Annotated in this window: 28 protein-coding genes; 19 read left to right on the top strand and 9 right to left on the bottom strand. The window is 62.2% G+C overall.

Annotation, left to right across the window (positions count from 1 at the left end; all coding sequences use genetic code 11):
- Positions 1-93: 93 nt before the first annotated feature.
- Both ACJ8HT_RS02330 and ACJ8HT_RS02325 read right to left on the bottom strand, forming a co-directional pair.
- Complete coding sequence (locus ACJ8HT_RS02330; RefSeq protein WP_019453501.1) at positions 94-342, bottom strand: GlsB/YeaQ/YmgE family stress response membrane protein; 249 nt, start codon at positions 340-342, stop codon at positions 94-96.
- A gap of 14 nt (positions 343-356) precedes the next feature.
- On the bottom strand, positions 357-554 hold the full coding sequence (locus tag ACJ8HT_RS02325) for a DUF883 family protein (protein ID WP_033635087.1): 198 nt from the start codon (positions 552-554) through the stop codon (positions 357-359).
- A 628-nt stretch (positions 555-1,182) separates the two neighbouring features.
- Between ACJ8HT_RS02325 and ACJ8HT_RS02320 the strand changes: the two genes are divergently transcribed.
- Entirely contained in the window at positions 1,183-2,103 is a 921-nt protein-coding gene (locus ACJ8HT_RS02320; protein ID WP_197652553.1) for a Kdo(2)-lipid IV(A) acyltransferase, read from the top strand.
- 177 nt (positions 2,104-2,280) lie between these two features.
- Positions 2,281-2,700, top strand: a complete 420-nt coding sequence (locus ACJ8HT_RS02315) for a VOC family protein (protein ID WP_197652551.1) — start codon at positions 2,281-2,283, stop codon at positions 2,698-2,700.
- Between the two features lie 15 nt (positions 2,701-2,715).
- On the opposite strand, the gene ACJ8HT_RS02310 is transcribed toward ACJ8HT_RS02315, so the two are convergent.
- On the bottom strand, positions 2,716-2,910 hold the full coding sequence (locus ACJ8HT_RS02310; protein WP_070914605.1) for a hypothetical protein: 195 nt from the start codon (positions 2,908-2,910) through the stop codon (positions 2,716-2,718).
- Between the two features lie 160 nt (positions 2,911-3,070).
- Between ACJ8HT_RS02310 and ACJ8HT_RS02305 the strand changes: the two genes are divergently transcribed.
- Entirely contained in the window at positions 3,071-4,624 is a 1,554-nt protein-coding gene (locus tag ACJ8HT_RS02305) for a sensor domain-containing diguanylate cyclase (protein ID WP_197652549.1), read from the top strand.
- Between the two features lie 493 nt (positions 4,625-5,117).
- Complete coding sequence (locus tag ACJ8HT_RS02300; protein WP_197652548.1) at positions 5,118-6,011, top strand: Kdo hydroxylase family protein; 894 nt, start codon at positions 5,118-5,120, stop codon at positions 6,009-6,011.
- Positions 6,012-6,054: 43 nt separating this feature from the next.
- Here the strand turns inward: ACJ8HT_RS02300 and paaZ are convergent, their stop codons facing one another.
- Positions 6,055-8,121 carry a phenylacetic acid degradation bifunctional protein PaaZ gene (paaZ, locus tag ACJ8HT_RS02295; protein ID WP_197652546.1) on the bottom strand — a complete coding sequence of 689 codons (2,067 nt, stop codon included), beginning with the start codon at positions 8,119-8,121 and terminating at the stop codon, positions 6,055-6,057.
- Positions 8,122-8,438: 317 nt separating this feature from the next.
- Between paaZ and paaA the strand changes: the two genes are divergently transcribed.
- The 13 genes from paaA (at position 8,439) to paaY (ending at position 19,729) form a co-directional block, all read left to right on the top strand.
- Positions 8,439-9,377 carry a 1,2-phenylacetyl-CoA epoxidase subunit PaaA gene (gene paaA, locus ACJ8HT_RS02290; protein ID WP_197652544.1) on the top strand — a complete coding sequence of 313 codons (939 nt, stop codon included), beginning with the start codon at positions 8,439-8,441 and terminating at the stop codon, positions 9,375-9,377.
- 21 nt (positions 9,378-9,398) lie between these two features.
- Positions 9,399-9,686, top strand: a complete 288-nt coding sequence (paaB, locus tag ACJ8HT_RS02285; RefSeq protein WP_004935173.1) for a 1,2-phenylacetyl-CoA epoxidase subunit PaaB — start codon at positions 9,399-9,401, stop codon at positions 9,684-9,686.
- Positions 9,687-9,694: 8 nt separating this feature from the next.
- Positions 9,695-10,453, top strand: a complete 759-nt coding sequence (gene paaC, locus ACJ8HT_RS02280; RefSeq protein WP_197652543.1) for a 1,2-phenylacetyl-CoA epoxidase subunit PaaC — start codon at positions 9,695-9,697, stop codon at positions 10,451-10,453.
- A gap of 9 nt (positions 10,454-10,462) precedes the next feature.
- Complete coding sequence (paaD, locus tag ACJ8HT_RS02275; RefSeq protein WP_033653577.1) at positions 10,463-10,960, top strand: 1,2-phenylacetyl-CoA epoxidase subunit PaaD; 498 nt, start codon at positions 10,463-10,465, stop codon at positions 10,958-10,960.
- Positions 10,961-10,973: 13 nt separating this feature from the next.
- Positions 10,974-12,032, top strand: coding sequence for a 1,2-phenylacetyl-CoA epoxidase subunit PaaE (gene paaE, locus ACJ8HT_RS02270; RefSeq protein ID WP_197652541.1), 1,059 nt, complete (start codon positions 10,974-10,976; stop codon positions 12,030-12,032).
- Positions 12,033-12,040: 8 nt separating this feature from the next.
- The gene (gene paaF / locus ACJ8HT_RS02265) at positions 12,041-12,814 is read left to right on the top strand and encodes a 2,3-dehydroadipyl-CoA hydratase PaaF (RefSeq protein ID WP_195879857.1); all 774 of its coding nucleotides are present in this window, start codon (positions 12,041-12,043) and stop codon (positions 12,812-12,814) included.
- A 3-nt stretch (positions 12,815-12,817) separates the two neighbouring features.
- The gene (gene paaG, locus ACJ8HT_RS02260; RefSeq protein ID WP_033635102.1) at positions 12,818-13,609 is read left to right on the top strand and encodes a 2-(1,2-epoxy-1,2-dihydrophenyl)acetyl-CoA isomerase PaaG; all 792 of its coding nucleotides are present in this window, start codon (positions 12,818-12,820) and stop codon (positions 13,607-13,609) included.
- Between the two features lie 2 nt (positions 13,610-13,611).
- Positions 13,612-15,141 (top strand): 3-hydroxyacyl-CoA dehydrogenase, encoded by a 1,530-nt coding sequence (locus tag ACJ8HT_RS02255; RefSeq protein WP_197652539.1) that lies wholly within the window; start codon positions 13,612-13,614, stop codon positions 15,139-15,141.
- Positions 15,138-15,578: a hydroxyphenylacetyl-CoA thioesterase PaaI gene (paaI, locus tag ACJ8HT_RS02250; RefSeq protein WP_195873511.1), complete on the top strand. Its 441-nt coding sequence runs from the start codon at positions 15,138-15,140 to the stop codon at positions 15,576-15,578. The genes ACJ8HT_RS02255 and paaI overlap by 4 nt, the downstream gene beginning before the upstream one ends.
- Positions 15,575-16,780 carry a 3-oxoadipyl-CoA thiolase gene (gene pcaF / locus ACJ8HT_RS02245; protein WP_197652537.1) on the top strand — a complete coding sequence of 402 codons (1,206 nt, stop codon included), beginning with the start codon at positions 15,575-15,577 and terminating at the stop codon, positions 16,778-16,780. Before paaI ends, pcaF begins: the two co-directional genes overlap by 4 nt.
- A gap of 15 nt (positions 16,781-16,795) precedes the next feature.
- Complete coding sequence (gene paaK / locus ACJ8HT_RS02240) at positions 16,796-18,103, top strand: phenylacetate--CoA ligase PaaK (protein WP_016927188.1); 1,308 nt, start codon at positions 16,796-16,798, stop codon at positions 18,101-18,103.
- Between the two features lie 78 nt (positions 18,104-18,181).
- Positions 18,182-19,120 (top strand): phenylacetic acid degradation operon negative regulatory protein PaaX, encoded by a 939-nt coding sequence (gene paaX / locus ACJ8HT_RS02235; protein WP_060439657.1) that lies wholly within the window; start codon positions 18,182-18,184, stop codon positions 19,118-19,120.
- Between the two features lie 12 nt (positions 19,121-19,132).
- Positions 19,133-19,729 carry a phenylacetic acid degradation protein PaaY gene (gene paaY, locus ACJ8HT_RS02230; protein ID WP_021505794.1) on the top strand — a complete coding sequence of 199 codons (597 nt, stop codon included), beginning with the start codon at positions 19,133-19,135 and terminating at the stop codon, positions 19,727-19,729.
- Positions 19,730-19,767: 38 nt separating this feature from the next.
- On the opposite strand, the gene ACJ8HT_RS02225 is transcribed toward paaY, so the two are convergent.
- The 5 genes from ACJ8HT_RS02225 to ACJ8HT_RS02205 all read right to left on the bottom strand — a co-directional run bounded on the left by ACJ8HT_RS02225 (position 19,768) and on the right by ACJ8HT_RS02205 (position 24,660).
- Positions 19,768-21,165: an amino acid permease gene (locus ACJ8HT_RS02225; RefSeq protein ID WP_197652535.1), complete on the bottom strand. Its 1,398-nt coding sequence runs from the start codon at positions 21,163-21,165 to the stop codon at positions 19,768-19,770.
- A gap of 20 nt (positions 21,166-21,185) precedes the next feature.
- Positions 21,186-22,373 carry an amino acid aminotransferase gene (locus ACJ8HT_RS02220; protein ID WP_197652533.1) on the bottom strand — a complete coding sequence of 396 codons (1,188 nt, stop codon included), beginning with the start codon at positions 22,371-22,373 and terminating at the stop codon, positions 21,186-21,188.
- A 57-nt stretch (positions 22,374-22,430) separates the two neighbouring features.
- Positions 22,431-22,802: a RidA family protein gene (locus ACJ8HT_RS02215; RefSeq protein WP_049201377.1), complete on the bottom strand. Its 372-nt coding sequence runs from the start codon at positions 22,800-22,802 to the stop codon at positions 22,431-22,433.
- Between the two features lies 1 nt (position 22,803).
- Entirely contained in the window at positions 22,804-23,601 is a 798-nt protein-coding gene (locus ACJ8HT_RS02210; protein ID WP_197652531.1) for an alpha/beta hydrolase, read from the bottom strand.
- A gap of 147 nt (positions 23,602-23,748) precedes the next feature.
- Positions 23,749-24,660 carry a LysR family transcriptional regulator gene (locus tag ACJ8HT_RS02205; protein ID WP_195873512.1) on the bottom strand — a complete coding sequence of 304 codons (912 nt, stop codon included), beginning with the start codon at positions 24,658-24,660 and terminating at the stop codon, positions 23,749-23,751.
- A 98-nt stretch (positions 24,661-24,758) separates the two neighbouring features.
- Between ACJ8HT_RS02205 and ACJ8HT_RS02200 the strand changes: the two genes are divergently transcribed.
- Positions 24,759-25,376, top strand: a complete 618-nt coding sequence (locus ACJ8HT_RS02200) for a glutathione S-transferase family protein (RefSeq protein WP_197652528.1) — start codon at positions 24,759-24,761, stop codon at positions 25,374-25,376.
- 4 nt (positions 25,377-25,380) lie between these two features.
- On the top strand, positions 25,381-26,295 hold the full coding sequence (locus ACJ8HT_RS02195; protein WP_197652527.1) for a pyridoxamine 5'-phosphate oxidase family protein: 915 nt from the start codon (positions 25,381-25,383) through the stop codon (positions 26,293-26,295).
- Positions 26,296-26,316: the final 21 nt, after the last annotated feature.

Genomic DNA, 26,316 nt, shown 5'->3' with positions numbered 1-26,316 from the left:
TATTCCCCTTTCAGCCGGTGCGGCCCGCGCCGCACAGGCGGATTGATTTCACGAAAAAGGGCCGCCGCGGCGACCCTGTTGAGCAACGGCTGCTTAGCCTTTGATCTTCCTGTAGACAAAAAGCACCACCAGGGCACCGATTACCGCCACCACAAAGCTGCCCAGGTTAAAACCGTCAACGCGACCCATACCGAAGAAGGTGCTGATATAGCCGCCGACCACGGCGCCCACGACCCCCAGTACTACGGTCATAATAAACCCGCCGCCGTCTTTGCCCGGCATAATCCATTTGGCCAGGATACCGGCGATTAAACCAAAAATGATCCAGGAAATGATGCCCATTTTTACTCTCCCTATTACCTTTTGCCTAACAGAAATCCTATTACCAGGCCCACGACGGCGCCGGCGCCTATCCCCGCCCAAGGATTATCCTTGATGCAGGCACATGATTGCTCGAGCGCTGCTTTTACGCCGCTGCGCACTTCGCAGGCGGTGGTTTTCACGTAGTCGCTCGGTTGCTCAACACCGTTTAGATCGTCATTTTCATATGACATATCAAATCCTTACAGACCAACCCTCTGAGAATTGCGTCACATGTTTCACGCCCGGCACCGCCCGTCCCGCGATCTTGCTCCGGGCAATCTGCCCGCTGCCGCTCAATGCAGGGCGTACGGCGACAAACGCACAACTTCACACTATGACTATAGTAAAAAATCAGCGGTTTACCCATTTCCGTCCGTCTGAATTTCACCGTACAAAAAACGATCTAATTTCATCCTGCTGTCATCTAGATAGATTAAACTTTAAACAAATCTCCGGGAGGAAACGCCCATGTTCAATGCCCCGTTCGTCCTGATTCTCGCACTGCTGTACGCGCTGGCCGCCGTTTGGGACGGTTCCGCCGCGTTACTGTTTCTCTAAGGTTACATAGCGGTTGTCACTTTTGCGATGCGCTTAATTGTGTCTGTATTTTTCAATGATGCCAGCCGGTTGAAATAGCGGTAAATATCCTTCATTCCCTCGGTAAAAATCCTATTTCGCTCCGTTTTCCGTCCGTTATTAAATAAAGCATAAAAAAAAAGCATTAATGGAAAACCCTATTTAGCACAAAATGTTCTATCATTCGCCCTATAACAATTTGGGTTAAGGCCCCATTGGGAAAGAAAAGGAAGAACAGGAAAAATGCTTTCAAACCAACGCTTTGAGCGCGAATTCTTGCGCCCTCGTTATTGGTTGCTGTGGATAGGGCTGGGAATGCTCTATCTCTTGGTGTTACTGCCCTACCCGCTCATATATCGGCTTGGACACGGCCTCGGCAGAATAGCCATGCGTCTGATGAAACGCCGGGTAAAAATAGCGCGCCGCAATTTAGCACTCTGCTTCCCCGCAATGCCCGCCGCCGAGCGCGAGGCGCTGGTCGTCAAAAATTTTGAGTCCGTCGGCATGGGCCTGTTCGAAGTCGGCATGGCCTGGTTCTGGCCCGACTGGCGCATCGCCCGCTGGTTCAAGGTGAGCGGCATGGAAAACATGCAGCTGGCGCGTCAGGACGGGAAAGGCGTTTTGCTGATCGGTCTGCATTTCCTGACGCTGGAACTGGGCGCGCGCATTTTCGGCATGCAAAACCCCGGCATCGGCGTACATCGCCCGCACAACAACAAGCTGATGGAGTGGATACAGACCCGCGGCCGGTTGCGCTCGAATAAATTCATGCTCGATCGTAAGGATATCAAAGGCATGATCCGCAACCTGAAACAGGGTGAAATCCTGTGGTACGCGCCGGATCACGATTACGGCCCGCAAAGCAGCGTGTTCGCGCCGTTCTTCGCCGTGGAAAACGCCGCCACAACGACCGGCACTTTCATCCTGGCGCGCATGGGGCGGCCGTCGATCGTGCCTTTCGTACCGCGCCGTCTGTCGCATGCGCAGGGCTATGAGCTGATCGTACAGCCACCGCTGAAGGACTTCCCGCTGGATGATGAAACGCGCGCAGCGGCCTTGATGAACCGCGTGGTGGAAGAGCAGGTGCTGCTGGCGCCCGATCAGTACATGTGGTTGCACCGCCGCTTTAAAACCCGCCCACCCGGTGAACCTTCGCTGTATTAACGCCCTCACGCCTTCGCCCGTCACACCGCTGGCGAAGGCGTGCTCGCCTCGCACAAGCATTCCTCGCCAAGGGAACTACACTAATAAGTCACCGACGGCAATCATTGCCGCCAGCAACCATTTCTTCCTGCCCGCGGGCCGGTCGTTGCCTGTCGGGCCACAACCGAGGTCAATGTCATGCTGATACAACCCTATCTGTTTTTCAGCGGTAACTGTGAGCAAGCGATTAACTTCTACGTGCAGCAGTTGAATGCCAAAATTGAAATGGTCATGCGCTACAAAGACATGCCAGAAGAAGCCCGCCAAGGTGGGCCGCAGGACGTCAACCCGGAGGCAATCATGCATGCACGCCTGCTGATCGGCGACGGCGTGCTGATGGCCTCCGACGGCTGTCCGCAGGATGACAGCGGCGGCGCTTCCCATAAAGGCTTCTCGCTGTCGCTGAACCCCAGCGATGCGGAGCAAGGGCGCAAGCTGTTCGATAATCTGGCGCAGGGCGGCCAGGTGACGATGCCTTACCAAGCCACCTTTTGGGCCAAAGGCTTCGGCATGCTGACCGATAAATTCGGCGTCAACTGGATGATCAACGTCGAATAACCCGTCATGGCGCCGCTAGCTATAGCGGTGCCAGTCATACGCCGCCTTGGCGAACAGCACGAACAGCAGAGTCAACAGCACCAATCCCAACCGCCAATAGGGCGATCGGCGCCGCCGCCAGGCGATGTACATCATCACCGCCAGCGCCCCCAGCGTGAGGGGGTAATACACCGCCAGCGTCAGTAAAGCGATAATGATGTAATCCGACATTGACTCTTTACTCCGTAGTCTTCACACCGCCGCAGAGGCAGATTGCGGCATGCCTTTCTCCGTATCGCCTCGTTAAGGGCTAGAGGTCTGGCGCATTTATGCATAAAATATAGGATTGCTCTTAACTCAAATTGAATAGTAATCAAACCACAAGGGTGACATGACTCAGCAGCAACCCATACAGGATGCCGTGCCACCGCGCAGCGTTAAAAGCTCTCCATTATTATTTCAGGCCGGCGTGTTTGTCATCATCGTTGCCGCCACGCTAGTCCTTTTCAACAGCTGGCAAATCTGGAGCGGGCACCAACGCGATCTGCGCAGCGCCGAACATGAATCCGCCAACCTCGCCCGATCGCTGGCGCAGCACGCCGACGATACCTTCATGCAGGTGGACGGTAATCTGCTCGATCTGACCGAACGCATCCAGACCGATGGGCTGGGCTCATCGCAGCTAACGCGACTGCAGCGGGTGATGCAGACGCAGGTCGGCAATCTGCCGCAGCTGCATGGGCTATTTATCTACGATGCGCGCGGCCGCTGGATGGCGACCTCCTCGGGCAAGTTCATCAAGAACGCCAACAACGCCGACCGCGATTACTTCAAATACCATCAAAACCGCGACGGCGGCGGTCTGTACATCGGCAAGGTGATCCGCAGCCGCACCACCGGCGATCTGATCATCCCCGTTTCGCGGCGTTTCAACAACCCGGACGGCAGCTTTGGCGGCGTGGTGCTGGCGACGCTGTACGTCGATTATTTCCGCCAGTTTTACGACAGTTTCGCCCTCAACACCGACGCCTCGTTGAACCTGCTGCTGGCGGACGGCACCATCCTTTACCGCCGTCCTTACTCGGCGGCCTCGATCGGTAAAAACATCGCCAAGGGCGTGCTGTTCAGTGAGATTTTGCCGCATTCGGAGTTCGGCAACGCCACCATCACTTCGTTGTACGACAAAGTGGAGCGCATCTACGGCTATTCGCGGGTCAATCGTTTTCCGCTGGTGATCGCCGCCGGACTGTCGAAACACGACGCCTTAGCGGACTGGCGCACCGACGCCGGCCTGTTCGCCGCCGGCGGCCTCTCTCTGCTGGCGATCCTGCTGGCGATGGGTATGGTGCTGCTGCGGCAAATCAAGCACAGCATGCAAACCGAAGCCGAGCTGATGCGCACTCGCGATCAGCTGACCAGCATCAACCAGATGCTCGAAGAGCTGGCGCTGCTGGATGGCCTGACTGGCCTGGCCAACCGCCGCCAGTTTGATATCGCGCTAAAAAACGAGCTGGCGCGGGCTTCACGCAACTACCGCAGCGTGGCGCTGCTGATGCTGGATATCGACTACTTCAAACAGTACAACGACAGTTATGGCCACGTCGCCGGCGATCAGTGCCTGCAGCAGATTGGCCAAACGCTGAAAGGGTTGGCCTGCCGCAGCAACGACATTCTGGCGCGCTACGGCGGCGAAGAGATGGGCATTATCCTGCCGGATACCGACGTGCAGGGCGCGCTGATTTTCGCCGAACGCGTCATCAATGCGGTGCGCGATCTGAAGATCCCGCATCAGGGCAACCCGCACGGCATCGTTACCATCAGCATCGGCATCTGCGCCAAAGTGCCACATATGTACAACGATACGCCAATCAGCTTTATCAATGAGGCGGACAGCGCGCTGTACCAGGCCAAGAAAAAGGGTAAAAACTGCATTTACGGCGCTTAAGCAATCATCGGGTCACCAAAATTTGGCGGCCCGATTTATTAACCCGGCAAAAATGAAATAGTTTCCCTCCGCAACATTATTTCACCGACTCGCCCCGCTCTCTGAATGAAATAACGCCAATAAATAAGCAGGATATTTATTTCCAATATAATTCAATAAGATAAAAAATACGCTATTCAACAACCCATTCGTGCCATTTTTGATTATTCGTGCCTACACCAGGCCTCGTTTAGCCCCCGTTTACTTTTTATTGGCGTTGCCGGTGATACTCTTATCAGGACTATTCTATATATCAGGAAGCCATCGCACGCTTCGGCGCACTGCGCCCTGCTGATACACCCATAATAGAACCCGCAAATTTCACGTTGCAATTGGGCGACCGGCGCAAAACTTCTGGCGCCGCTCCAGCCAGCCACTGCGCAAACCAGTGCAGCCAACCACGCGGCAACCTGAAAGGCGGGAATAAAGCGATATAGATTTGCGAGGAGATCTCATGCCTACTGGCGATATTACGCGTGAACAGGCCGTTCTGACGCTACCGTTGCAACAATGGGCGGCAGCGGAAGCATCCAGCGCGGTCAGCGAACTGGAGCAGGGCAAAGTGCTGTTTCTACCTGAGTTGGCCTTCCACCTGTCTGAGCAGGAAATGCCACTGCTGGATCCGGCGTTGGTCGATCCGAAGCGCAAGAACATCAGCTATCAGCCATTGTCCGGCAAGCTGACCGGCGTCGCCGTCGCGGAGCGTCAGCAGCAGGTTCAGCAACTGCTGGAGCGCTATTACCAATCCTGCCGCCAGCTGATCGCCGGGCTGTTGCCCGAGTATCAGGAGGCGCTGCATCACCCAACCGGCAGCCTGCGTTTGCATCCGGTTTCCGCCTGGCGGGCGGCCAGTTCCTGGCGCAAAGACGACAGCCGGCTGCACGTCGACGCTTTCCCATCGCGCCCGAATTACGGCGAACGCATTCTGCGTATTTTCACCAATATCAATCCGCACGGTGAACATCGCCAATGGCGCGTCGGTGAACCTTTCCCTGAGCTGGCGGAACGCTTTATGCCGCGTCTGGCTCGCTATTCGGCATTAAGCAGCTGGCTGCAGCATCAAGTGCGCATCACCAAAACCCGCCGCAGCCATTATGACCACCTTATGCTGCAGTTGCATGACGCCATGAAGGCCGACGGCGATTATCAGCAGCGTGGCCCACAGCTGGCGCTGGCGTTCCCACCGGGCAGCAGCTGGATTTGCTTCTCGGATCAAACGCCGCACGCCGCGATGGGCGGCCAGTTCATGCTGGAACAGACCTTCCTGCTGCCGGTGAATAAAATGCAGGATCCCCAGCGTTCACCGCTGAAGGTGTTGGAAAAGCTGCGCGGCCAGCCGTTGATCTGACTGATTTGCCGCCGTCGGCGTTACCGGCGGCGGCAAACGCGCATCACGCCTCGAAATCCCCCTGTTGGCGCGCCACCAGCGTCAGAATGCTGTATAGCGCCACCGGCTGCTGCTCCTGATTCAACACCTGCACATCCCACACCACCACGCCGTGCGGACGATCTTCGGCGGTTTTCTGCGGCTTGCGGATTTTCTTTTTGCAGGTCAACCGCACCTGAATGGTGTCGCCGATTTTCACCGGTTCGATAAAGCGCAGATTTTCCATGCCGTAGTTGGCGATCACCGGCCCGACGGCGGCGTCGACAAATAGCCCGGCCGCGGCGGACACCACAAAGTAACCGTGCGCCACCCGCTCACCGAACAGCGAATCGGCGGCGCCGATCTTGTCCATGTGCGCGTAGAAATGGTCGCCGCTCAGGCAGGCGAAGTTGACGATGTCCGCTTCGGTCACGGTGCGCCGCGCGGTCAACAGGCTGTCGCCCAGCTGCAGCTGCTCGAAGTATTTCCGGAACGGATGCACCGGATGCTCTGCGACCGGCGCGCCGCGCACCCATTCGCCGCCAATGGCCGCCAGCATTGCCGGGCTGCCCTGGATCGCCGTGCGCTGCATATAGTGCTTCACCGCACGCAATCCGCCCAGCTCTTCACCGCCGCCGGCGCGCCCCGGGCCGCCGTGCACCAGCATCGGCAACGGCGAACCGTGGCCGGTGGACTCCACCGCCGCCTGCTCATCCAAAATCAACATGCGGCCGTGGGCGCAGGCCGCCGCGCGAATGAAGCGCTTGGCCAATGCCGGATCGGCGGTCACCAGCGATCCTGCCAGACTGCCCTGCCCCAGCAACGCCAACGCGATCGCCTGCTCGGTATCCGCATACGGCATCAGCGTCGCCACGGGCCCGAAGGCCTCAGTGCCGTGTACCGCCTGATGGGTGAACGGATCGGCGCAATACAGCAGGGTCGGCGGATAAAACGCCCCGCCGCGCGCACTGTCGCCCAGTACCTCCAGCTTATCCAGCGCCGCACCGCACAATGGCTCGCAGCCGTTGCGCAGCAGGAACTCCACCTTGCTTTGCACATCATCACACTGCTCGTGGCTGACCAACGCCCCCATGCGCACCTGCTCCAGCTGTGGGTCCCCCACCGTCACCCCCGCCAGGCGCTGCAACAAGGCCTGACGCACCGCCGCCACCTGCGCCGCCGGCACGATGATGCGGCGGATCGCGGTGCATTTCTGCCCCGCCTTGGCGGTCATTTCACGGCACACTTCTTTGATAAACAGCGCAAACTCCGGCATCTCCGGCGTCACGTCTTCCGCCAGTACGCAACAGTTGAGCGAATCCGCCTCCATGGTGAACGCGATCGACTTTTCCAACAGGCGCGGGTGTGCCCGCAGCCGCTGCCCGGTCTGCGCCGAGCCGGTAAAGGTCACCGCATCCTGGTAATCCAGGTGGGCAAACATGTCGCCGACGCCGCCGCAAACCAATTGCAACGCCCCTTCCGGCACCAGCCCGCTGTCGACGATCAGCCGGACCATCGCCTGCGTCAGCTGCGCGGTGGCGGTGGCCGGCTTGATGATGGCCGGCATGCCCGCCAGCCAGGTCGGCGCCAGTTTTTCCAGCATGCCCCAGCACGGGAAGTTGAAGGCGTTGATGTGCAGCGCCACGCCGGGACGCGAGGTCAGCACGTGGCGGGCGGCGAACTGCGCCTGTTTCGACAATGGGATCAGCTCGTCTTCCGGCCACAGGGTATCATCCGGCAGATCGCGACCGGCCATGCCGGCATAGGCGAACAGCGTGGCGATGCCGCCCTCAATATCAACCCAGCCGTCGCTGCGCGTCGCACCGGTTTGGTAGGAAATCTGATACAGCGCCTCTTTGTGCGCCAGCAGGTGTTTCGCCACCGCTTTCAACATCTGAGCACGCTGCTGGAACGTCATGTTCGCCAGCGCCGGGCCGCCGTGGCTGCGCGCATAGCTCAGGCTCGCCGCCAACGGCAGGCCGTCGGAGCAGACCTGGTACAGCGCCTCGCCGGTCACGGCGTGGCGGATCTCGCGCCCCTCTCCCTGCCCGTATGCCCAGGCGCCAGAAAGATAACTGTGTAACTGCTGCATGTGCCCTCCGAAATTCATAAATTTTCACCATATAGCTTAATTACGTATCACATAAATGCCAGCCCGCGCCAAACCAAATTTTAACAAAAAGAAAACAAAAGGCGCTTTCAGGGCATTTAACCTGCTATAAACAAGGAATTAATCACTTTATTTATCAAATAAAATCAACAAAATAACAAATCACCTTGTGAGTAACCTCGCAAAACCACATGAATTACGTTTGATCTTTTTGTTATCAGTTTGTAGCCTTATGGTTAGTTAAAGTGATTCACATTTTTACCATTTATGTGAAAAATACGAATCATCAAGAGGCAAGTATGATAACTGAAGCACAGTATCAGCAGCATTTCGACGACAAGATCGCGGCGGACATCGCCATTGAGGCCAAAGACTGGATGCCGGACGCCTACCGTCAGAACCTGATTCGGCAGATTGGCCAACACGCCCACTCGGAAGTCATCGGCATGCTGCCGGAAGCCAACTGGCTGACGCGCGCCCCCACGCTGCGCCGCAAGGCGGTGCTGCTGGCCAAGGTGCAGGATGAAGCCGGCCACGGTCTGTACCTCTACAGCGCCGCCGAGACCCTCGGCTGTTCGCGCCAGGACATCTACCAAAAGATGCTCGACGGCAAGATGAAGTACTCCTCTATCTTCAATTACCCCACGCTCAACTGGGCGGATATCGGCGTGATCGGCTGGCTGGTCGATGGCGCCGCCATCGTCAACCAGGTGGCCCTGTGCCGCGCGTCCTACGGCCCCTATGCGCGGGCAATGGTGAAAATCTGCAAAGAGGAAAGCTTCCACCAGCGCCAGGGCTACGAGGCGGTGATGGCGATGGCCAACGGCAGCGACACGCAGCGCGCCATGTTGCAGGACGCTATCGATCGCTTCTGGTGGCCGGTGCTGATGATGTTTGGCCCGAGCGACGCTGACTCCCCCCACAGCGCCCAGAGCATGGCGTGGAAAATCAAACGCCACAGCAACGATGAGCTGCGGCAGAAATTCGTCGACAACACCGTGCCACAGCTTGAGGCGCTGGGCATGACGGCGCCGGACCCGAGCCTTACCTGGGACGAGGCCGCGGGCCACTATCGCTTCGGCGAGATCGACTGGAGCGAGCTGCATGAGGTGATCAAAGGGCGCGGCCAATGCAACCACGAACGCCTGCAGGCCAAACGCCGCGCCTGGGAAGACGGCGCCTGGGTACGCGACGGCGCCATGGCCCACGCCGCGAAAAACGCCGCCTCCGCCGCATAGCCAACATAAGGAAACGAGATCATGAGCCACGTTGAATGGCCGCTGTATGAAGTGTTTATCCGCAGCAAACAAGGGCTGGCGCATCGCCACGTCGGCAGCCTGCACGCCGCCGACGACCAAATGGCGTTGGAAAATGCCCGCGACGCCTATACGCGCCGCAACGAAGGCTGCTCGATCTGGGTGGTGCAGTCGCGCCACCTGATCGCCTCGCAGCCGGAAGATCGCGGCGCGTTCTTCGATCCGTCCGAAGACAAGATCTACCGTCATCCGACGTTTTACACCATTCCCGACGGCATCAAGAACATGTAGAGGCGACCATGACGGTTAACGATCCGCGCATCAGCTATTTGCTCCGCCAGGGCGACACGCCTCTGATCCTCGCCCAGCGCCTGTGCGCCTGGTGCGGCCACGCGCCCGAGCTGGAAATCGATCTGGCGTTGGCCAACATCGGGCTCGATCTGCTCGGCCAGGCGCGCAACTTTCTGGGTTACGCCGCCGAACTGGCCGGCCCGCCCTGCAGCGAAGACAGCCTGGCTTTCGGCCGCGACGAGCGCCAGTTTCATAACCTGCTGTTGGCGGAGCAGCCGAACGGCGGTTTCAACGACACGCTGGTGCGTCAGTTCCTGCTTGATGCCTACCACGTACAGCTGCACCAGGCGCTGAGCCTCAGCCGCGATGCGCAGATCGCCGCCATCGCCGCCAAGTCATTGAAGGAGGCCGATTATCACCTGCGCTTCAGCCACGGCTGGATGATCCGCCTGGGCGACGGCAACGACGTCAGCCACCGCAAGATCCAGCAATCGCTGGATAACCTGTGGCGGTTCACCGCCGAGCTGTTCCACGCCGACGCGCTGGAGCTGGAGCTGGCGGAACAAGGCATCGCCGTCGATCCGCGCGAACTGCAGGCCCCCTGGCAAGCGCAGGTGGAAGAGACGCTGCGCCAGGCGACGCTGGCGCTGCCTGCCGAGCAGGCGTTCCGGCACGGCGGCAAGCAAGGCCGGCACAGCGAACACCTCGGCCCGCTGCTGGCGGAAATGCAGTTCCTGCAGCGCGCCTATCCAAACGGTCAATGGTAGGAGGCCACGATGAACGTCACCCGTTTGCAACCCGCCGAAATCCCGCAGATTTGGCATTGCCTGCAGCAGATCAGCGATCCCGAGCTGCCGGTGCTGTCGATCACCGATTTGGGCATGGTGCGCGACGTGGCGCGCGACGGCGCGGGCTGGCGCGTGACCTTCACCCCGACGTACTCCGGCTGCCCGGCCACCGAATTTCTGCTCAACGCCATCGAGCAGCGGCTGGCGGCCGCCGGCTTCAGCCCGGTGCAGGTGGACATTCGCCTCAGCCCGGCCTGGACCACTGACTGGATGAACGCCGACGCCCGCGAGCGGCTGCGGCAATACGGCGTAGCGCCCCCGCAGGGGCACACCTGCGATCGGCCGCACGCCCACGGCCCGGTAGCCTGCCCGCGCTGCGGCAGCACCCACAGCGAGAAGATCAGCGAGTTCGGCTCCACCGCCTGTAAAGCGCTGTACCGCTGCTGCGACTGCCGGGAACCGTTCGATTATTTCAAATGCATATAGGAGCGCTGACACCATGACGGTCTTTCATCGCCTGAACGTTGCCGCCATCGAGCGCGAAACGCCGGACGCCGTAGCCATCACCCTGCGGGTGCCCGAAGAGCTGCAAAACCAATACCGCTATACCCCCGGCCAGCACCTGACGCTCAAGGCGTTGGTCAATGGCGAAGAGCTGCGGCGTTGCTACTCCATCTGCAGTTCGCCGCAGGAAGGCCTGCTGCAGATCGGCGTGAAGGCGATTGACCAGGGGCGCTTCTCCGGCTTCGTCAACCGCATGCTGAAGGTCGGCGATGCGCTGGAGGTGATGGTGCCTCAGGGGCGCTTCGGCTACCAGCCGCAGGCAGAGCGCCACGGCAACTACCTGGCGATCGCCGCCGGCTCCGGCATCACGCCGATGCTGTCGATCATCAAGGCGACGCTGCTGCTCGAACCGGGCAGCAGCTTCACCCTGATCTACGGCAACCGCAACAGCCGTACGATGATGTTCAAAGAGGCGCTGTCGGATCTGAAAAACCGCTACCCACAGCGTTTCCAGCAGCTGTATCTGTTCAGCCAGGAAAGTCTCGACAGCCCGCTGCTCAGCGGCCGCATCGACCGTGAACGCCTGACGGCGATTGGCGGCGCGCTGCTGGATTTCCGCGACTATGACCACGCCTTTATCTGCGGGCCGGAATCGATGATGGACGACGCGCAAACCGTGCTGGAACAGGCCGGCATCCCGGCCAACCACATCCACAGTGAGCGCTTCAACACCAGCGGCCTGGCCGCCCGCCCGCGAAGCAGCGGCGATCGCAACGCCACCCGGGTGGCGATCCTGCTCGACGGCCGCCGATTGGATATCGAGATCGGCGAACAGGACGACAGCATTCTCGACGCCGCGCTGCGCCAGGGCGCCGACCTGCCCTACGCCTGCAAAGGCGGCGTATGCGCCACCTGCAAATGCCGCCTGAAGGCCGGCCAGGTGGAGATGGGCGTCAACTACAGCCTGGAGCCGGATCAGCTGGCGGCGGGCTACGTATTGAGCTGCCAGTCGTGGCCGAAAGGCGACGGCGTGGTATTGGACTTCGACGTCTAGGAGCCGTGATGGACACCCCCTTTATTTTGCATCAGCAGCAGCACCGCGTGGTCACGCTGACGCTGCATCGCCTGGAGGCGCGCAACGCCCTGAGCACGCCGTGCCTGGAACAGCTGGTTGCTCGCCTGGAGCAGGCCGACGCCGACAGCGGAGTGGGCGCCGTGGTGATCGCCGGTGCGGCGCGCTTCTTCGCCGCCGGCGCCGATCTGCGCGAACTGCAACAGCAGGATCTGCCGGCCGCGCTGGCGGATCGCCGTCCGCAGCTGTGGCAGCGGCTGGCGCAGTTCAGCAAGCCGCTGCTGGCGGCGGTGAACGGTTATGCCCTGGGCGCCGGCTGCGAGCTGGCGCTGGCCTGCGACATCGTCATCGGCGGCGAAAGCGCCCGCTTCGGCCTGCCGGAGATCACCCTCGGCCTGATGCCGGGCGCCGGGGGCACCCAGCGCCTGATCCGCTGCGTCGGCAAGTCGCGCGCCAGCCAGATGGTGCTGACCGGCGAGCCCATCGACGCCCGCACCGCGCTGCAGGCCGGTCTTATCAGCGAAGTGTGCGTCGATGCCCTGACGCTGGAACGCACGCAACAGATTGCCGATCGCATCAGCCGTCAGGCGCCGCTGGCGCTGCGCGCCGCCAAACAGGCGCTGAAACAGGCCGAGGAAATCGGCCTTAGCCAGGGGCTGGCGATGGAGCGTCAGCAGTTCGTCACCCTGGCCGCCACCGACGATCGCCGCGAAGGCATCGCCGCCTTTTTCGAAAAACGTACGCCAAACTATCAGGGGCGCTGATTTATGGACAACGCATTGATTCTCAGCCATCTCGACGCCGGCGTGTTGACGCTGACCCTCAACCGGCCGGACCGGCTCAACAGCTTTAACGACGAGATGCATCGCCAACTGAGCGAAGCGCTGACGCAAGCCGAGCGCGACGACAGCGTGCGCTGCCTGCTGATCGCCGGCGCCGGGCGCGGTTTCTGCGCCGGGCAGGATCTCAACGATCGCAACGTCAGCGCCGATCAACAGGCGCCGGATCTCGGCCTGTCGGTCGAACGTTTTTACAACCCCCTGATCCGTCGTCTGACCGCCCTGCCGAAGCCGGTGGTGTGCGCGGTCAACGGCGTGGCGGCCGGCGCCGGCGCCGCGCTGGCCCTGGCGTGCGATATCGTCATCGCCGCCGACAATGCCAGTTTCATTCAGTCGTTCTGCCGTCTGGGGCTGGTGCCTGACTCCGGCGGCAGCTGGTTCCTGCCACGGCTGGCCGGCCACGCCCGCGCGATGGGCATGGCCATGCTGGGTGACAAAATCAGCGCCCAACAGGCGCTGGCGTGGGGCATGATCTGGCAGGTAGTGCCGGCGGATGAATTGGCCGACCGCACGCAAACGCTGGCGCGCCATCTGGCCACCCAGCCGACCTACGGTCTGGGGCTGATCAAGAAAGCCCTCTACAGCTCGGCCACCAACAGCCTCGATCAGCAGCTCGATCTGGAGCGCGATCTGCAGCGCCTGGGCGGCCGCAGCGACGACTATCGCGAAGGCGTCAGCGCGTTCTTTGCCAAACGCACGCCAAACTTCAGCGGGAAATAGCCATGAACGCGCCCCTTCTTAACGGCCAGGTGGCGGTGATCGGCGCCGGCACCATGGGCATCGGCATCGCCCAGGTGGCCGCCGCCGCCGGCCACCCGGTGCGGCTGTTCGATATCGCGCCCGCCGCCGCCCAGCACGCGATCGACGATCTCGCTCGCCGCCTGCGCCAGCGGGTCGACGACGGCAAGGCCGACGCCGCGCCCACCGAAGCCCTGCTGGCGCGCCTCGAATGCGCCGACTCGCTCGAGCAGCTGGCCGACTGCACGCTGGTGATTGAAGCGGTGGCGGAAAATTTGGCGATCAAACAGGGCCTGTTCCGCGATCTGGAGGCGCTCTGCTCGCCCACGACGCTGTTCGCCAGCAATACCTCTTCGCTGTCGATCACCGCCATCGCCGGGGCACTGCAACACCCGGCCCGCATGGCCGGGCTGCACTTCTTCAACCCGGCGCCGCTGATGAAGCTGGTGGAGATCGTCAGCGGCCTGGAGACCGGCGCCGAGACCCTCGCCGCGCTGCAGGCCCTGGCACAGCGCTGGGGTAAGCAGAGCGTCGTGTGCCGCTCGACGCCGGGATTTATCGTCAACCGCGTGGCGCGGCCGTTCTATGCCGAAACCCTGCGCGCGCTGGAGGAACAGGTGGCCGACGCCGCCACGCTGGATGCGGTATTGCGCGACGCCGGCGGCTTCGCCATGGGCCCGCTGCAATTGACCGATCTGATCGGCCAGGACGTCAATTACGCCGTGACCGAATCGGTGTATCAGGCCTTCTATCAGGATCCGCGCTTCACGCCCTCACTGGTGCAGCAGGAGTTGGTGGCCGCCGGGCACCTCGGCCGTAAATCCGGCCGCGGTTTCTACCGCTACGACACGCAGATCCCCACCGCCGAGATCGCTTTTGCTCCACCGGCGCAGGGCGCACTGCCGCAACGCGTTACGCTGCACGGCGACTGGTCTTCGCTGGCCGATTTGGCGCAGCTGTTAAGCGAAAATGCGGGGGCGATCAAACAACCCGGCCAGACCAGCCCACACGTCACGATCGACGACGTTACACTGATGTTAACCAATGGTAAAACCGCCGACCAACTGGCCGACGAACGTGGAACGCCCGTGGTGCTGTTCGATCTCTGTGCCGACTATGCGCACGCCTCCGCCATCGCCATCAGCTGCGCGGCGCAAAACGATGCGCAACACAATGCCAAAGCGATTCGCCTGCTGCAGTCCCTCGGCAAGCAGGTCATTCCGTTGCCGGATTACCCCGGCCTGCTGACTATGCGCACCCTGGCCATGCTGGCCAACGAAGCGCTCGACGTGGTGAACAAAGGCGTCGCAAACGCCGAAGATACCGATCTGGCGATGCTGCGCGGCGTCAACTATCCGCGCGGGCCGCTTGCCTGGGGCGCCTCGCTCGGCTGGCGCCACATTCTGGCGACGCTGGAAAACCTGCAACGCTATTACGGCGAAGCGCGCTATCGCCCGATGCCGCTGCTGCGCCGCTACGCTTCCCCCGCCTCTTTCCCAGGAGCCGAACGATGAACGCCAATACGCCGCGCGCGCTGGCTCAGCGCTGCGCCGAACAGATGTTCCAACAAGATACCTGCGCTCAGGCGATGGGGATGCACATCGATGCCGTCGACGCCGGGTACGCTCAGGTCAGCATGACCGTCGGCCCGCAGATGCTCAACGGCCACCAGACCTGCCACGGCGGCCAGCTGTTCAGCTTGGCGGACACCGCCTTCGCCTACGCCTGCAACAGCCAGGGGCTGGCGGCGGTGGCCTCCGGCTGCAGCATCGACTTCGTCCGCCCGGCGCTGGCCGGCGATCGCCTCACCGCCAGCGCGGAGATGCGCCATCAGGGCAAAGTCACCGGGCTGTATGACGTCGAAATCGTTAACCAACAGGGCAAAACCGTCGCCTGGTTCCGCGGTCGCGCGCACCGCCTCGGCCACAGCATTTTAGGAGATCAGGCATGAATCAGGCATTTATCTGCGACGGCGTGCGTACCCCGATCGGCCGCTATGGCGGCGCGCTGGCCCAGGTGCGTGCCGACGACCTCGCCGCCCTGCCGCTGCGCGTGCTGCTGGAACGCCATCCGCAGGTGGATTGGGCACAGCTGGACGACGTGATCCTCGGCTGCGCCAACCAGGCCGGGGAAGACAACCGCAACCTGGCACGCATGGCGCTGCTGCTGGCCGGCGTGCCGGTCGGCGTGTCCGGCACCACGGTGAACCGCCTGTGCGGTTCGGGCCTGGATGCGCTGGCGATGGCGGCGCGCAGCATCAAAGCCGGTGACGCCGAGCTGCTGCTGGCGGGCGGCGCGGAATCGATGACCCGCGCGCCGCTGGTGATGGGCAAGGCCGACAGCGCCTTCAGCCGCCAGGCGCAGCTATACGACACCACCCTCGGCTGGCGCTTCGTCAATCCGCGGATGCAGGCCGAGTTCGGCACCGATTCGATGCCGGAGACCGCCGAAAACGTCGCGGCGCAGTTCAACATCAGCCGTGCCGATCAGGACGCCTTTGCGCTGCGCAGCCAGCAGCGCGCCGCCCGGGCGCAGGCGCTGGGCCACCTGGCGCAGGAGATAGCCCCGGTCAGCCTCACCGGCAAAAAAGGCGCGGTGACGCTGTTCAGCCAGGATGAACACCCGCGCCCCGACACCACCTTTGATCAGCTGCAGGCGCTGAAAACCCCGTTCCGTCAGCCCGGCAGCGTCACCGCCGGCAACGCCTCGGGCCTGAACGACGGTGCGGCGGCCCTGATCGTCGCCTCCGAAGCGATGGCGGCGCGCCAGGGGCTGACGCCGCGCGCGCGCATTGTTGCCACCGCCACCTGCGGCGTGGAGCCGCGGCTGATGGGCATCGGCCCGCTGCCGGCCACCCGCAAGGTGCTGGAAATCGCCGGGCTGAGCCTGGCGCAGATGGACGTTATCGAACTGAACGAAGCGTTCGCCGCCCAGGCGTTGGCGGTAATGCGCCAGCTTGGCCTGCCGGACGATGCCCCGCAGGTCAACCCCAACGGCGGCGCGATCGCCCTGGGGCATCCGCTGGGCATGAGCGGCGCGCGCCTGGCGCTGGCCGCTCTGTTTGAACTGGAACGGCGAGCCGGCCGCTACGCGCTTTGCACCATGTGCATCGGCGTCGGCCAAGGCATCGCCATGATCATTGAGCGTGTCTGACCCCTGAGGCTAACCATGACAATAAATCCACAGCCCCTCGAAACGATCGAATTCGCCTCGCGCGATGAGATTGAAGCGTTGCAGCTGGCGCGTCTGAAGTGGACGCTGCACCACGCCTACGACAATGTGCCGATGTACAAACGCAAATTTGACCAGGCCGGCGTGCACCCCGACGATCTCAAACAGCTGAGCGATCTGGCGCGCTTCCCCTACACCACCAAGCAGGATCTGCGTGACAACTACCCGTTCGACACCTTCGCGGTGCCGATGGAACAGGTGGTGCGCATCCATGCCTCCTCGGGCACCACCGGCCGCCCGACGGTGGTGGGTTACACCCAGCGCGACATCGATAACTGGGCCGATATCGTCGCCCGCTGTCTGCGCGCCGGCGGCGCCACCGCCAAAGACAAGGTGCATGTCGCCTACGGTTACGGCTTGTTCACCGGCGGCCTCGGCGCGCACTACGGCGCGGAGCGGCTCGGCGCGACGGTGATCCCGATGTCCGGCGGCCAGACGGAACGCCAGGCGCAGCTGATCCTCGATTTCAAACCCGACATCATCATGGTGACGCCGTCCTATTGCCTGACGCTGATCGACGAGCTGGAGCGCAAGATGGGCGGCGACGCGCGCGGCTGTTCGCTGCGGCTCGGCGTGTTCGGCGCCGAACCCTGGACAGAAGCCCTGCGCCACGAAATCGAAACCCGCATGGGCATCAAAGCGCTGGATATTTACGGCCTGTCGGAAGTGATGGGGCCGGGCGTGGCGATGGAGTGTCTGGAGAGCGGCGGCGGCCCTACCATTTGGGAAGACCACTTCCTGCCGGAGATCATCTGCCCGGAAACCGGCATCGCCCTGCCGGACGGCGAACACGGCGAACTGGTGTTCACCACCCTGACCAAAGAGGCGCTGCCGGTGATCCGCTACCGCACCCGCGATCTCACCCGGCTGCTGCCGGGCGACGCGCGCCAGATGCGCCGCATGGGCAAGATCACCGGCCGCTCCGACGACATGCTGATCATCCGCGGCGTCAACGTCTTCCCGTCGCAGGTGGAAGAGCAGATCATGCAGTTCGAGCAGCTGTCGCCGCACTACCAACTGCAGGTCAGCCGCAGCGGGCATCTGGACACGCTGGCGGTGCGCGTCGAGCTCAAGGAGTCGGCGCTCAGCCTCAGCCACCAGCAGCGTTGCGACATCTGCCACCAGCTGCGCCACCACATCAAATCGATCGTGGGCGTCAGCACCGACGTCAGCATCGCCAACTGCGGCGATATTCCGCGCTCGGAAGGCAAAGCGCAGCGCGTGGTCGATTTGCGGCCGCGCTGAAGCGCACGGCGTCACGGATGACGCCGCCTTAAATTATGGTAATGTTATGGCTCATCGAAGGCTAACCCATGGAAAAATATGGAACATAAACTGGATGAGTTCATTCGCCATGCCGTCGACGCGCAGCCGATCAGCGGCACCTCGCTGATCATTTCGCTGTACGGCGACGCGCTGAGCCACCGCGGCGGCGAAGTGTGGCTCGGCAGCCTGAGCGCGCTGCTGGAGGCCTTTGGCTTCGGCGATCGCTTCGTGCGCACCTCGGTGTTCCGCCTGCAGAAAGAGGGTTGGCTGGCGGTGGAGAAAATAGGCCGCCGCAGCTTCTACCGCGTGACCGAGCAGGGGATGCGCCAGTTCCGCCACGCCGAATCGAAAATCTATCTGCGCGAGCAGCCCGCCTGGGACGGCAAGTGGGAGCTGTTGCTGCTGGAAAGCGCCGAAAAAAACGAGCGCGCGCGGCTGAAAAAAGAGCTGGGCTGGCTCGGGTTCGGGCAGATCGCCAGCAACCTGATGGCCGCCCCCACCCATGCGCAAACCGACGTGACGGCGCTGCTCGGTGAGCTGAACGCCAGCGAGCAGGTGATTTACTTCCGCGCCGATTATCCCTATAACCGCTCCGAGCAAACCCTGCAGAACTTGGTGGCCGACTGCTGGTCGCTAAACGAGGTGGCGGCCGGCTATCACGAGTTTATCGTCTCCTTCCGGCCGCTGATGGCGCTGCTGCGCGAAGTCGATCCGGCGGCGCTGACGCCGCTGCGCTGTTTCCAGATTAAGCTATTATTGATTCACTTCTTCCGTCGCGTGGTGTTGAAAGATCCGCTGCTGCCGGACGCGCTGCTGCCCGCGCAGTGGGAGGGCCAGATAGCCCGCAACCTGTGCATCAATCTTTATCAGCAGGTCGATCGCGCCGCGACGGAGTACGTCAGCGCGCTGGCGGAAACCACCATCGGCGCCCTGCCCGCGCCGGCCGCCGGCTACTATCGGCGCTTCGGCGGCCTGCCGCGCGACCCTACATTTTAAGGAACTCACGCTATGCCTGTGTATCAGATTGACGGCCTGACGCCGGTCGTTGACCCCAGCAGTTACGTGCACCCGACGGCGGTGCTGATCGGCGACGTGATCGTCGGCAAGCACGTGTACATCGGCCCGAATGCCAGCCTGCGCGGCGATTTTGGCCGCCTGGTGATCTGCGACGGCGCCAACATTCAGGACAACTGCGTGATGCACGGCTTCCCGCAGCAGGACACGGTGGTGGAAGAAGACGGCCATATCGGCCATGGCGCCATCCTGCACGGCTGCCGTATTCGCCGCAATGCGATGGTGGGCATGAACGCGGTGGTGATGGACGGCGCGGAGATCGGCGAGAACACCATCGTCGGCGCGATGGCGTTCGTCAAAGCCGCGGCGGTGATCGAAGCCAACAAGCTGGTGGTCGGCAGCCCGGCGCGCGTGCTGCGCGATCTGACCGAACAGGAGCTGGCCTGGAAGATCGCCGGCACCCGCGAGTATCAGGATCTGGTACAGCGCTGCAAATCCTCGCTGCACGAAGTGGCGCCGCTGACCGAAATCGAACCGGGCCGCCAACGCCTGAGCTTCGGCGACCACCTGATCCCGAAAAGCCAGCTGTAATCCCCGGGGCTGAGGCGCGCCTCAGCCCCTCCCCCGCATTACTCCACTTCCGGCGCCTTGAGTGGCGACGGCACGGCCGCGCGGCGGCTCTGGAAGTGATAAGCCACCACCAGCAGCAAGGTGAACGGAATACCGAACCACAGCGTCATGCGGAAGAATTCGGTAAACGCCGTCGAGATCATCAGCGCCGCCATCAGCCCGGCACCCAGCAAAGTGGTATAGGGGAACCCCCACATGCGGAACTTCAGGTGGGTCTGCCGATGCCGGCGGCGGAAGAACAGGTGGGTGACGAAAATCATCAGCCAGGTAAAGCAGGCGCCATACACCGAAATAGACATCATGGCGGCGAACGACGTTTCCGGTGCCACCAGGCTCAGCACGATAGACACCACGATGCCGATGCACGACATCGCCAGCGCATTGACCGGAATGCCGCGCCGGCTGACGCGCCCCAACGCCGCCGGCGCCTGCCCGGCGCGCGACAGCGAGAACATCATGCGGGTGGTGATATACAGCTGGCTGTTCATCGCCGACAGCGCCGCCACCAGCACGATAAAGTTGAAAATACCGGCGGCGGCGGGCAGATGGATCACGTTCATCGCCATCAGGAACGGGCTTTCGCCGGTGCCGGACTGCCGCCAGGGCACGATGGCCAGCATCAGGGCGATCGACAGCATGTAGAAGATGAACAGCCGCACGATGGTGCCCTTGAACGCTGCCTTCACCGCAATCACCGGATTTTTCGCCTCGCCGGCGGCCACCGCGATCATTTCAATGCTCAGGTAGCTGAAGATGGACACGATCACCGCGAACCACATGCCCTTGACGCCAAACGGCATGAAGCCGCCGGCGGTCAGGTTGCGCAGGCCGTAAGCCGGGTTGCCCGAGAACGCCAGAATGCCGATGCCGATCAGAATGAACGCCACGATCGCCGTCACTTTGACGGTGGACAGCGCGTATTCCACCTGGCCGAACGACTTCACGCCGATCACGTTGACGACGATCACCGCCGCCGAGAACAGCAGCACCCACGGCCAGGTCGGCGTCGCCGGGAACCAGAACTGCATGTACATGCCGATAGCGGTGACTTCGGTGCCCACCGCCAGCACCACGCAAGACCAGTAGGAATAGCGCACCAGAAAACCGAACAGCGGGCCGAGGTAGAATTCGGCATAGTCGCCGAACGAGCCGGGCGTCGGGTGTTCGGAGGTCATTTCAGCCAGGCTGCCCATCAACAGCAGCGCAATAACGCCGCCGATCAGGTAGCTCAGCAATACTGACGGCCCCGCCATCTGAATGGCGTAGGCGCTGCCGAGAAACAGCCCAGTGCCGATGGCGCCGCCGATCGCCAACATCGACATCTGCCCGGCGGTAAGATGCTTGTTCAACCCGCCCTGACGGCGAGCGATATGCTCAAAATCATTCATCTGTGGCATGGCTGTGTTCCCGAGCGAAGTTAGGCGGTACGGGTGACGTCGAGAATGGCGGCGGTCACGTAGTCGATATTGCCGGGATTAAGCCCTGGCAGGCACATGCGGCCGGGCGAAACCAGATAGATGGCGTAACGTTGCCGCAGGGTCTGCAGCTGCGCCTCGTTCAGACCGGTATAGCTGAACATGCCGCGCTGATCGCGTATGCGCCGGTGATCCAGCGAAGAGCCGCCCTGCGCCAGGCCGGCAGCCAGCTGTTCACGCATCTGCTTGATGCGCACGCGCATTTCCGCCAGCTCATTGCGCCAAAGCTCACCGAGTTCGGCGTCGCCGAGCAGGGTTTCCACAATTTGGCTGCCGTGCGTCGGCGGGCAGGAGTAGCTGCGGCGGATCAGCGTTTTTAACGCGCCTTTGACGTTGGCGGCGTTTTCCGCATCGGCGCAGCGCACCGACAGCGCACCCAGCCGCTGGCCGTACAGCGCCACGTTTTTGGAAAACGAGTTGCAGACCAAAAACGGCAGCTCGGTTTTCAGCACTTCGCGCAACGCAAAGCAGTCCTCCTCCAGCCCGTCACCGAAGCCTTGATAGGCGATATCGAACAGCGGCAGCAGCTTACGCCGCTGCAGCACGGCGAGCGTGGCGCGCCACTGCTCCGCCGTCAGATCGGTGCCGGTCGGGTTATGGCAGCAAGGATGCAACAGGACTACGCTGCCGGGCGGCAGGCTGTCCAGCGCGTCGAGCATGGCGGCGAAACGCAGGCCGCCCGCCGCTTCGTCAAAATAGGGATAGGTATTCACCCGCAGCCCGGCGCCTTCAAATATCGCCCAGTGATTGGCCCAGGTGGGATCGGACACCCAAATGTCACCGCGCGCCAGAAAGTGGCGCAAAAAATCCGCCGCCAACTTTAGCGCACCGGAGCCACCGATGGTCTGCACCGTGGCGATTTCGGCCGCCTGTTGCTCGCCGAACAGCAGCGCCTGCACCTGGCGAGCGAACTGCGGCGAACCTTCGATCGGCGGATAACCGTGCGGGCGACGCAGCGCCAGCATCCGCTGCTCGGCGGCCTCCACCGCCTGCATCAGCGGAATATTCCCCTGCCGGTCGTAATAGAGCCCAATACCTAAATTCACTTTTTGCGGATTGGGGTCCTGCAAATAGGCTTCCATCAGCGACATAATAGGATCGGCTGCAGAAGGTGCAATCTGTTTAAACATGACGCATCCTTAACTCGTTATTGAATTAATATAAAGACGGACTTAATAAAAATTAAATCAGGCGATGGCGCTGACGGTGATTTCTATTTTCATTCCCGGCACCACCAGTTTTTCGACAATAACCGTGGAACGATTGGGATAAGGATAATTAAAGTATTTCCGGTAAATATCATCGAGCAATTTAACGTCGTTGACGTCGGTAAGATAAACGATCACCTGCAGCACCTTATCGCTGTGGCTGCCCGCCGCCTTCAACGTCTGCGCCAGGTTATCGAAGGTTAACGCAATCTGTCGCTCCGGCGCGCCGGTCTCGATGCTGCCGTCCGCCCGCACCGGGCCGTGGGCGGTAAACAGCATGCCGCCGCCCCGGGTGGCCCAGGAAAAAGGCTGGCCGATGTCCGGCAGCCCGGTCTCTACGATCTCGCGCATGTCAGTGGTTCCCGTGGTGGTCAAGTTGGCGAAGCAGCGCGCCGTCGGCGGCGAACAACGCATCCAGAATGGTGAAATGATTGGCGCCGGGCACCGCGACCAGTTCGGCCGGCAACCCGCGTTGGCGCAGCGCCTCGTGATAGTGTTGCGACTGACCGATCAGCTCCGGCAGCTCAGCCGCGCCGTAATACAGCGTGAGCGGCTTACTGCGCGCCGGCGGGTGGCGCGCCGGGCTGAGCGTTTCAATCTGCCGCGCGGTCAGCTGCAGTGCCCGGTTGACATAGCTCTCTTGCAGCGGCGCCAGTTCGAACAGGCCGCTGATGGGAAAGACCGCCTCCACCAACGCATGCTGCTGCCAAAACGCCGCCAGATGCCCGCCGGCGGAATGGCCGCACAGATGCACCGGATGGGCATAGTGCGGCGGCAGACGGCGCTGAATAGCATCAAGCGCCGCCCCCACCTGGCGACAAATGGCGTCAAGATTAACCGCCGGCGCCAGCGCATATTCCACCAGCACCACGTCAAAACCCAACGCCAACGGCCCGGCGGCGATAAAGGCGAAATCAGCCTTATCGCAGAATTGCCAATAGCCGCCGTGAATAAAAATTAACGTTCCCTGGTGCTGCTTTGCAGAATAGAGCCAATCCATCGTCTCGCGTTCGCTTTCGCCATACGCAATATTCTTTTCATGTTTTGTCTGATGATAAATAGCCGAACTACGGGTCTGAAATGAAGCCAAAATAGCGTCTTCATTATCCACCGCAGCGCCGTTGTCATAGCTCCCCGCAAGTTGTTTCATATATTAAACTTCGTTTATTATTTAAGATATAAATTAACTATTAGCACCGGCAACATTATTGTCAAGACGGGTCTATCAGCAATGCGCGCCCGGTAAAATAAAACAACGCCGGCGGCGAAAAAGTTTAACCCATGAAACTTTTTGCGCTTATTTTCCCCGCCCGCCCGGCTGAATTTGCGGCAATGCGCTTAGCCGCTCAAACGCATAATCCCAAAAGGCGCGCACCTTCAGCGGCATGCGCTGCGCCTGCTGCGCCACCAGCTGTACCGGCATCGGCAACGGTTCATGGTCCGCCAGCAGCCGTACCAGCGTACCGGCGGCCAAATCGTCCGCCACCTGATACGAGAGCAGACGGGCGATGCCCTTGCCGGCACGCACCGCCAGCAGCTGCGCTTCCACGTCGTTGAGCAACAGCCGGGGGGCCAAGCGCACCCGCTCGCCGTTTTCCTGCGGGCCGAAGCGCCATTCGCGCAGTGACGGCCGCTGGGTGCCGACGATGGTAGCATGCTCCGCCAGCTGCGCCGGTGAGTGCGGCTCGCCACAGCGCGCCAGGTAAGCCGGGCTGGCGACCGTCACCCGGCTTACCTGCCCCAGCCGCCGCGCCACGCGCGAAGAGTCCTGCAGATGGCCGATGCGCACCGCGATATCCAGCCCTTCGTCGATCAGATCGAGATTGCGATCGTTCAACACCATTTCGATCTGCATCTGCGGGTAGTCATCGAGAAATGCCATCACCACCGGCGCCACGTAGCGGCGGCCGAATTGCACCGGCGAAGTGACGCGCAGCAAGCCGCTCAGCTGCGCTTCAGCGGTATCCTGCACCACCGCCTGATAATCCTGCAGCAGCTGTTGCGCGCGCTCCAGCAGCCGCACGCCCGCCTCGGTGGGTGCCAGCCGCCGAGTGGTGCGCTCCACCAGCCGGGTGCCGAACCGCTGTTCCAGCGCGGCGATCGCCCGGGTGATCGCCGGCGCCGAGCGCCGCAGTTTGCGCCCGGCGGCCGCCAGGCTGCCCTGCTGCACCACCGCCACGAAGATGGCCAACTCGTCTAACCGATCCATAGACTCTTCCGATAAGTGAAATTATCAATTTCCACATTGCCGGATTCCGCTCACTCACCGCAAGAGTATGCTGAAAAAAAGCATTGAGGAGAAACGCCATGTCCACCATCACCCTCTACGGCACCCCGCTTTCCGGCCATGTTCACCGCGTGGCTTTGCTGCTGCGCATGCTGGCGCTGCCCTATGAATGGGTAGAAGCCTCGGCGGACGTGCGGCAGAGCGCGGCCTTTCGCCGGCTCAACCCGTTCGGCCAGATCCCGGTCTTGCAGGACGGCGATCTGACGCTGGCCGACAGCAACGCCATTCTGGTTTATCTGGCGAAACGCTATGCGCCGGACAGCCAGTGGCTGCCGGAACAGCCGGCGGCGGCGGCGCGGGTGCAGGTCTGGCTTTCCAAAGCCGCCGGCGAAGTCCGCTACGGCCCGGCCTCCTGCCGATTAATCGCCCAGTTCGCCGTGCCGGAGGATTATCAGGCGGCGCGGGCAATCAGCGATCGTTTTCTGCCGCAGATGGAGCAACACCTGAGCGAGCGCGGCTATCTGGCCGGCGAACAGGCGACCATCGCCGATCTGGCCTGCTATAGCTATGTGGCGGTCGCGGCCGAAGGCGGCATTTCGCTGGCGCCTTACCCCGCCATACGGCGCTGGGTGGCGAACATCGCGGCGCTTCCCGGCTTCTTCGCCATGCCGGCCCTGCCGGAACCGGCGGCGAGCTGATGCCATGATCCCGCAACGGTTCCACCCCGATGAGCTGCGCGCGCAGACGCTGGCCGGTTTCGATCGCGTGGGCGGCGGCATCTACCCCGCGATGCCGGATCAGCACTGCGCGTTTTTCGCCGCGCTGCCCTACCTGTTCGTCGCCACGCTGGACGACCAGGGCTGGCCCATCGCCACTCTGTTCAGCGGCCCGCCCGGATTTTTACGCACGCCGGATGACACGCACCTGCGCATCAGCGCGCCGCGCCGCAGCGACGATCCCGCCCAGGCGCTGTTGCTGCCCGGCAAACCGGTCGGCGCGCTCGGGCTCGACTTCAGCAACCGGCGGCGCAATCGCGCCAACGGCACCGTCGGCCGCACCGACAAAAACCGGGTGGAGATCGTCGTTCACCAAAGCTTCGGCAACTGCCCGCAGTACATTCAGCGCCGCGAACTCTACCCGGTGGAGAGCCGGCCACAGCCGGTAGAGCATTTAGCGTCGCTCGATGCGGCGGCGCAGGCGCTGATCCGCACCGCGGACACCAGCTTCGTCGCCAGCGGCGCGCACCTGGAACTGGCCCAGGGCGGCGTCGATATTTCTCATCGTGGCGGGCGCCCCGGCTTTATCCATCTGGAAGGTGACACGCTGTGGATGCCGGACTTTCGCGGCAACCGCTATATGAATACGTTGGGCAACCTGCTGGCCGAACCGCGGGCGGCGCTGCTGTTCATCGATTTCGATCGCGGCGACGTGCTGCACCTGCAAGGAAAAACGCAGATCCTCTGGCAGGCGCAAGGGGATCCCGGCGTTGAAGGGGCGGAACGCTATTGGCGGTTTGACGTTCACCGCGCCTGGCGCTTTGCAGCGGCGCTGCCGTGGCGGGGACGCGATCTGGAGTATTCGCCGGCGACGCTGGCGACCGGAGTGTGGCAACGCTGAAATGAAAAGCCCCGCTGCGGC

This window comes from Serratia sp. CY44782 (assembly GCF_052168715.1).
Taxonomy (GTDB): Bacteria; Pseudomonadota; Gammaproteobacteria; order Enterobacterales; family Enterobacteriaceae; genus Serratia; species Serratia nevei.
This window is presented reverse-complemented; position numbering and strand designations above follow the sequence as displayed.

What these genes read in the sequence shown, in the direction of transcription:
- paaK (WP_016927188.1), top strand. Translation starts at nt 16,796, where the DNA reads ATGACAATAAATCCACAGCCCCTCGAAACGATCGAATTCGCCTCGCGC.
- ACJ8HT_RS02215 (WP_049201377.1), bottom strand. Translation starts at nt 22,802, where the DNA reads ATGCGCGAGATCGTAGAGACCGGGCTGCCGGACATCGGCCAGCCTTTT.
- ACJ8HT_RS02305 (WP_197652549.1), top strand. Translation starts at nt 3,071, where the DNA reads ATGACTCAGCAGCAACCCATACAGGATGCCGTGCCACCGCGCAGCGTT.
- paaG (WP_033635102.1), top strand. Translation starts at nt 12,818, where the DNA reads ATGGACAACGCATTGATTCTCAGCCATCTCGACGCCGGCGTGTTGACG.
- ACJ8HT_RS02315 (WP_197652551.1), top strand. Translation starts at nt 2,281, where the DNA reads ATGCTGATACAACCCTATCTGTTTTTCAGCGGTAACTGTGAGCAAGCG.
- paaF (WP_195879857.1), top strand. Translation starts at nt 12,041, where the DNA reads ATGGACACCCCCTTTATTTTGCATCAGCAGCAGCACCGCGTGGTCACG.
- paaD (WP_033653577.1), top strand. Translation starts at nt 10,463, where the DNA reads ATGAACGTCACCCGTTTGCAACCCGCCGAAATCCCGCAGATTTGGCAT.
- paaZ (WP_197652546.1), bottom strand. Translation starts at nt 8,121, where the DNA reads ATGCAGCAGTTACACAGTTATCTTTCTGGCGCCTGGGCATACGGGCAG.
- paaX (WP_060439657.1), top strand. Translation starts at nt 18,182, where the DNA reads ATGGAACATAAACTGGATGAGTTCATTCGCCATGCCGTCGACGCGCAG.
- paaA (WP_197652544.1), top strand. Translation starts at nt 8,439, where the DNA reads ATGATAACTGAAGCACAGTATCAGCAGCATTTCGACGACAAGATCGCG.
- ACJ8HT_RS02195 (WP_197652527.1), top strand. Translation starts at nt 25,381, where the DNA reads ATGATCCCGCAACGGTTCCACCCCGATGAGCTGCGCGCGCAGACGCTG.
- paaB (WP_004935173.1), top strand. Translation starts at nt 9,399, where the DNA reads ATGAGCCACGTTGAATGGCCGCTGTATGAAGTGTTTATCCGCAGCAAA.
- paaC (WP_197652543.1), top strand. Translation starts at nt 9,695, where the DNA reads ATGACGGTTAACGATCCGCGCATCAGCTATTTGCTCCGCCAGGGCGAC.
- ACJ8HT_RS02200 (WP_197652528.1), top strand. Translation starts at nt 24,759, where the DNA reads ATGTCCACCATCACCCTCTACGGCACCCCGCTTTCCGGCCATGTTCAC.
- paaI (WP_195873511.1), top strand. Translation starts at nt 15,138, where the DNA reads ATGAACGCCAATACGCCGCGCGCGCTGGCTCAGCGCTGCGCCGAACAG.
- ACJ8HT_RS02255 (WP_197652539.1), top strand. Translation starts at nt 13,612, where the DNA reads ATGAACGCGCCCCTTCTTAACGGCCAGGTGGCGGTGATCGGCGCCGGC.
- ACJ8HT_RS02325 (WP_033635087.1), bottom strand. Translation starts at nt 554, where the DNA reads ATGTCATATGAAAATGACGATCTAAACGGTGTTGAGCAACCGAGCGAC.
- pcaF (WP_197652537.1), top strand. Translation starts at nt 15,575, where the DNA reads ATGAATCAGGCATTTATCTGCGACGGCGTGCGTACCCCGATCGGCCGC.
- ACJ8HT_RS02300 (WP_197652548.1), top strand. Translation starts at nt 5,118, where the DNA reads ATGCCTACTGGCGATATTACGCGTGAACAGGCCGTTCTGACGCTACCG.
- paaE (WP_197652541.1), top strand. Translation starts at nt 10,974, where the DNA reads ATGACGGTCTTTCATCGCCTGAACGTTGCCGCCATCGAGCGCGAAACG.
- ACJ8HT_RS02205 (WP_195873512.1), bottom strand. Translation starts at nt 24,660, where the DNA reads ATGGATCGGTTAGACGAGTTGGCCATCTTCGTGGCGGTGGTGCAGCAG.
- ACJ8HT_RS02210 (WP_197652531.1), bottom strand. Translation starts at nt 23,601, where the DNA reads ATGAAACAACTTGCGGGGAGCTATGACAACGGCGCTGCGGTGGATAAT.
- ACJ8HT_RS02310 (WP_070914605.1), bottom strand. Translation starts at nt 2,910, where the DNA reads ATGTCGGATTACATCATTATCGCTTTACTGACGCTGGCGGTGTATTAC.
- ACJ8HT_RS02225 (WP_197652535.1), bottom strand. Translation starts at nt 21,165, where the DNA reads ATGCCACAGATGAATGATTTTGAGCATATCGCTCGCCGTCAGGGCGGG.
- ACJ8HT_RS02220 (WP_197652533.1), bottom strand. Translation starts at nt 22,373, where the DNA reads ATGTTTAAACAGATTGCACCTTCTGCAGCCGATCCTATTATGTCGCTG.
- ACJ8HT_RS02330 (WP_019453501.1), bottom strand. Translation starts at nt 342, where the DNA reads ATGGGCATCATTTCCTGGATCATTTTTGGTTTAATCGCCGGTATCCTG.
- ACJ8HT_RS02320 (WP_197652553.1), top strand. Translation starts at nt 1,183, where the DNA reads ATGCTTTCAAACCAACGCTTTGAGCGCGAATTCTTGCGCCCTCGTTAT.
- paaY (WP_021505794.1), top strand. Translation starts at nt 19,133, where the DNA reads ATGCCTGTGTATCAGATTGACGGCCTGACGCCGGTCGTTGACCCCAGC.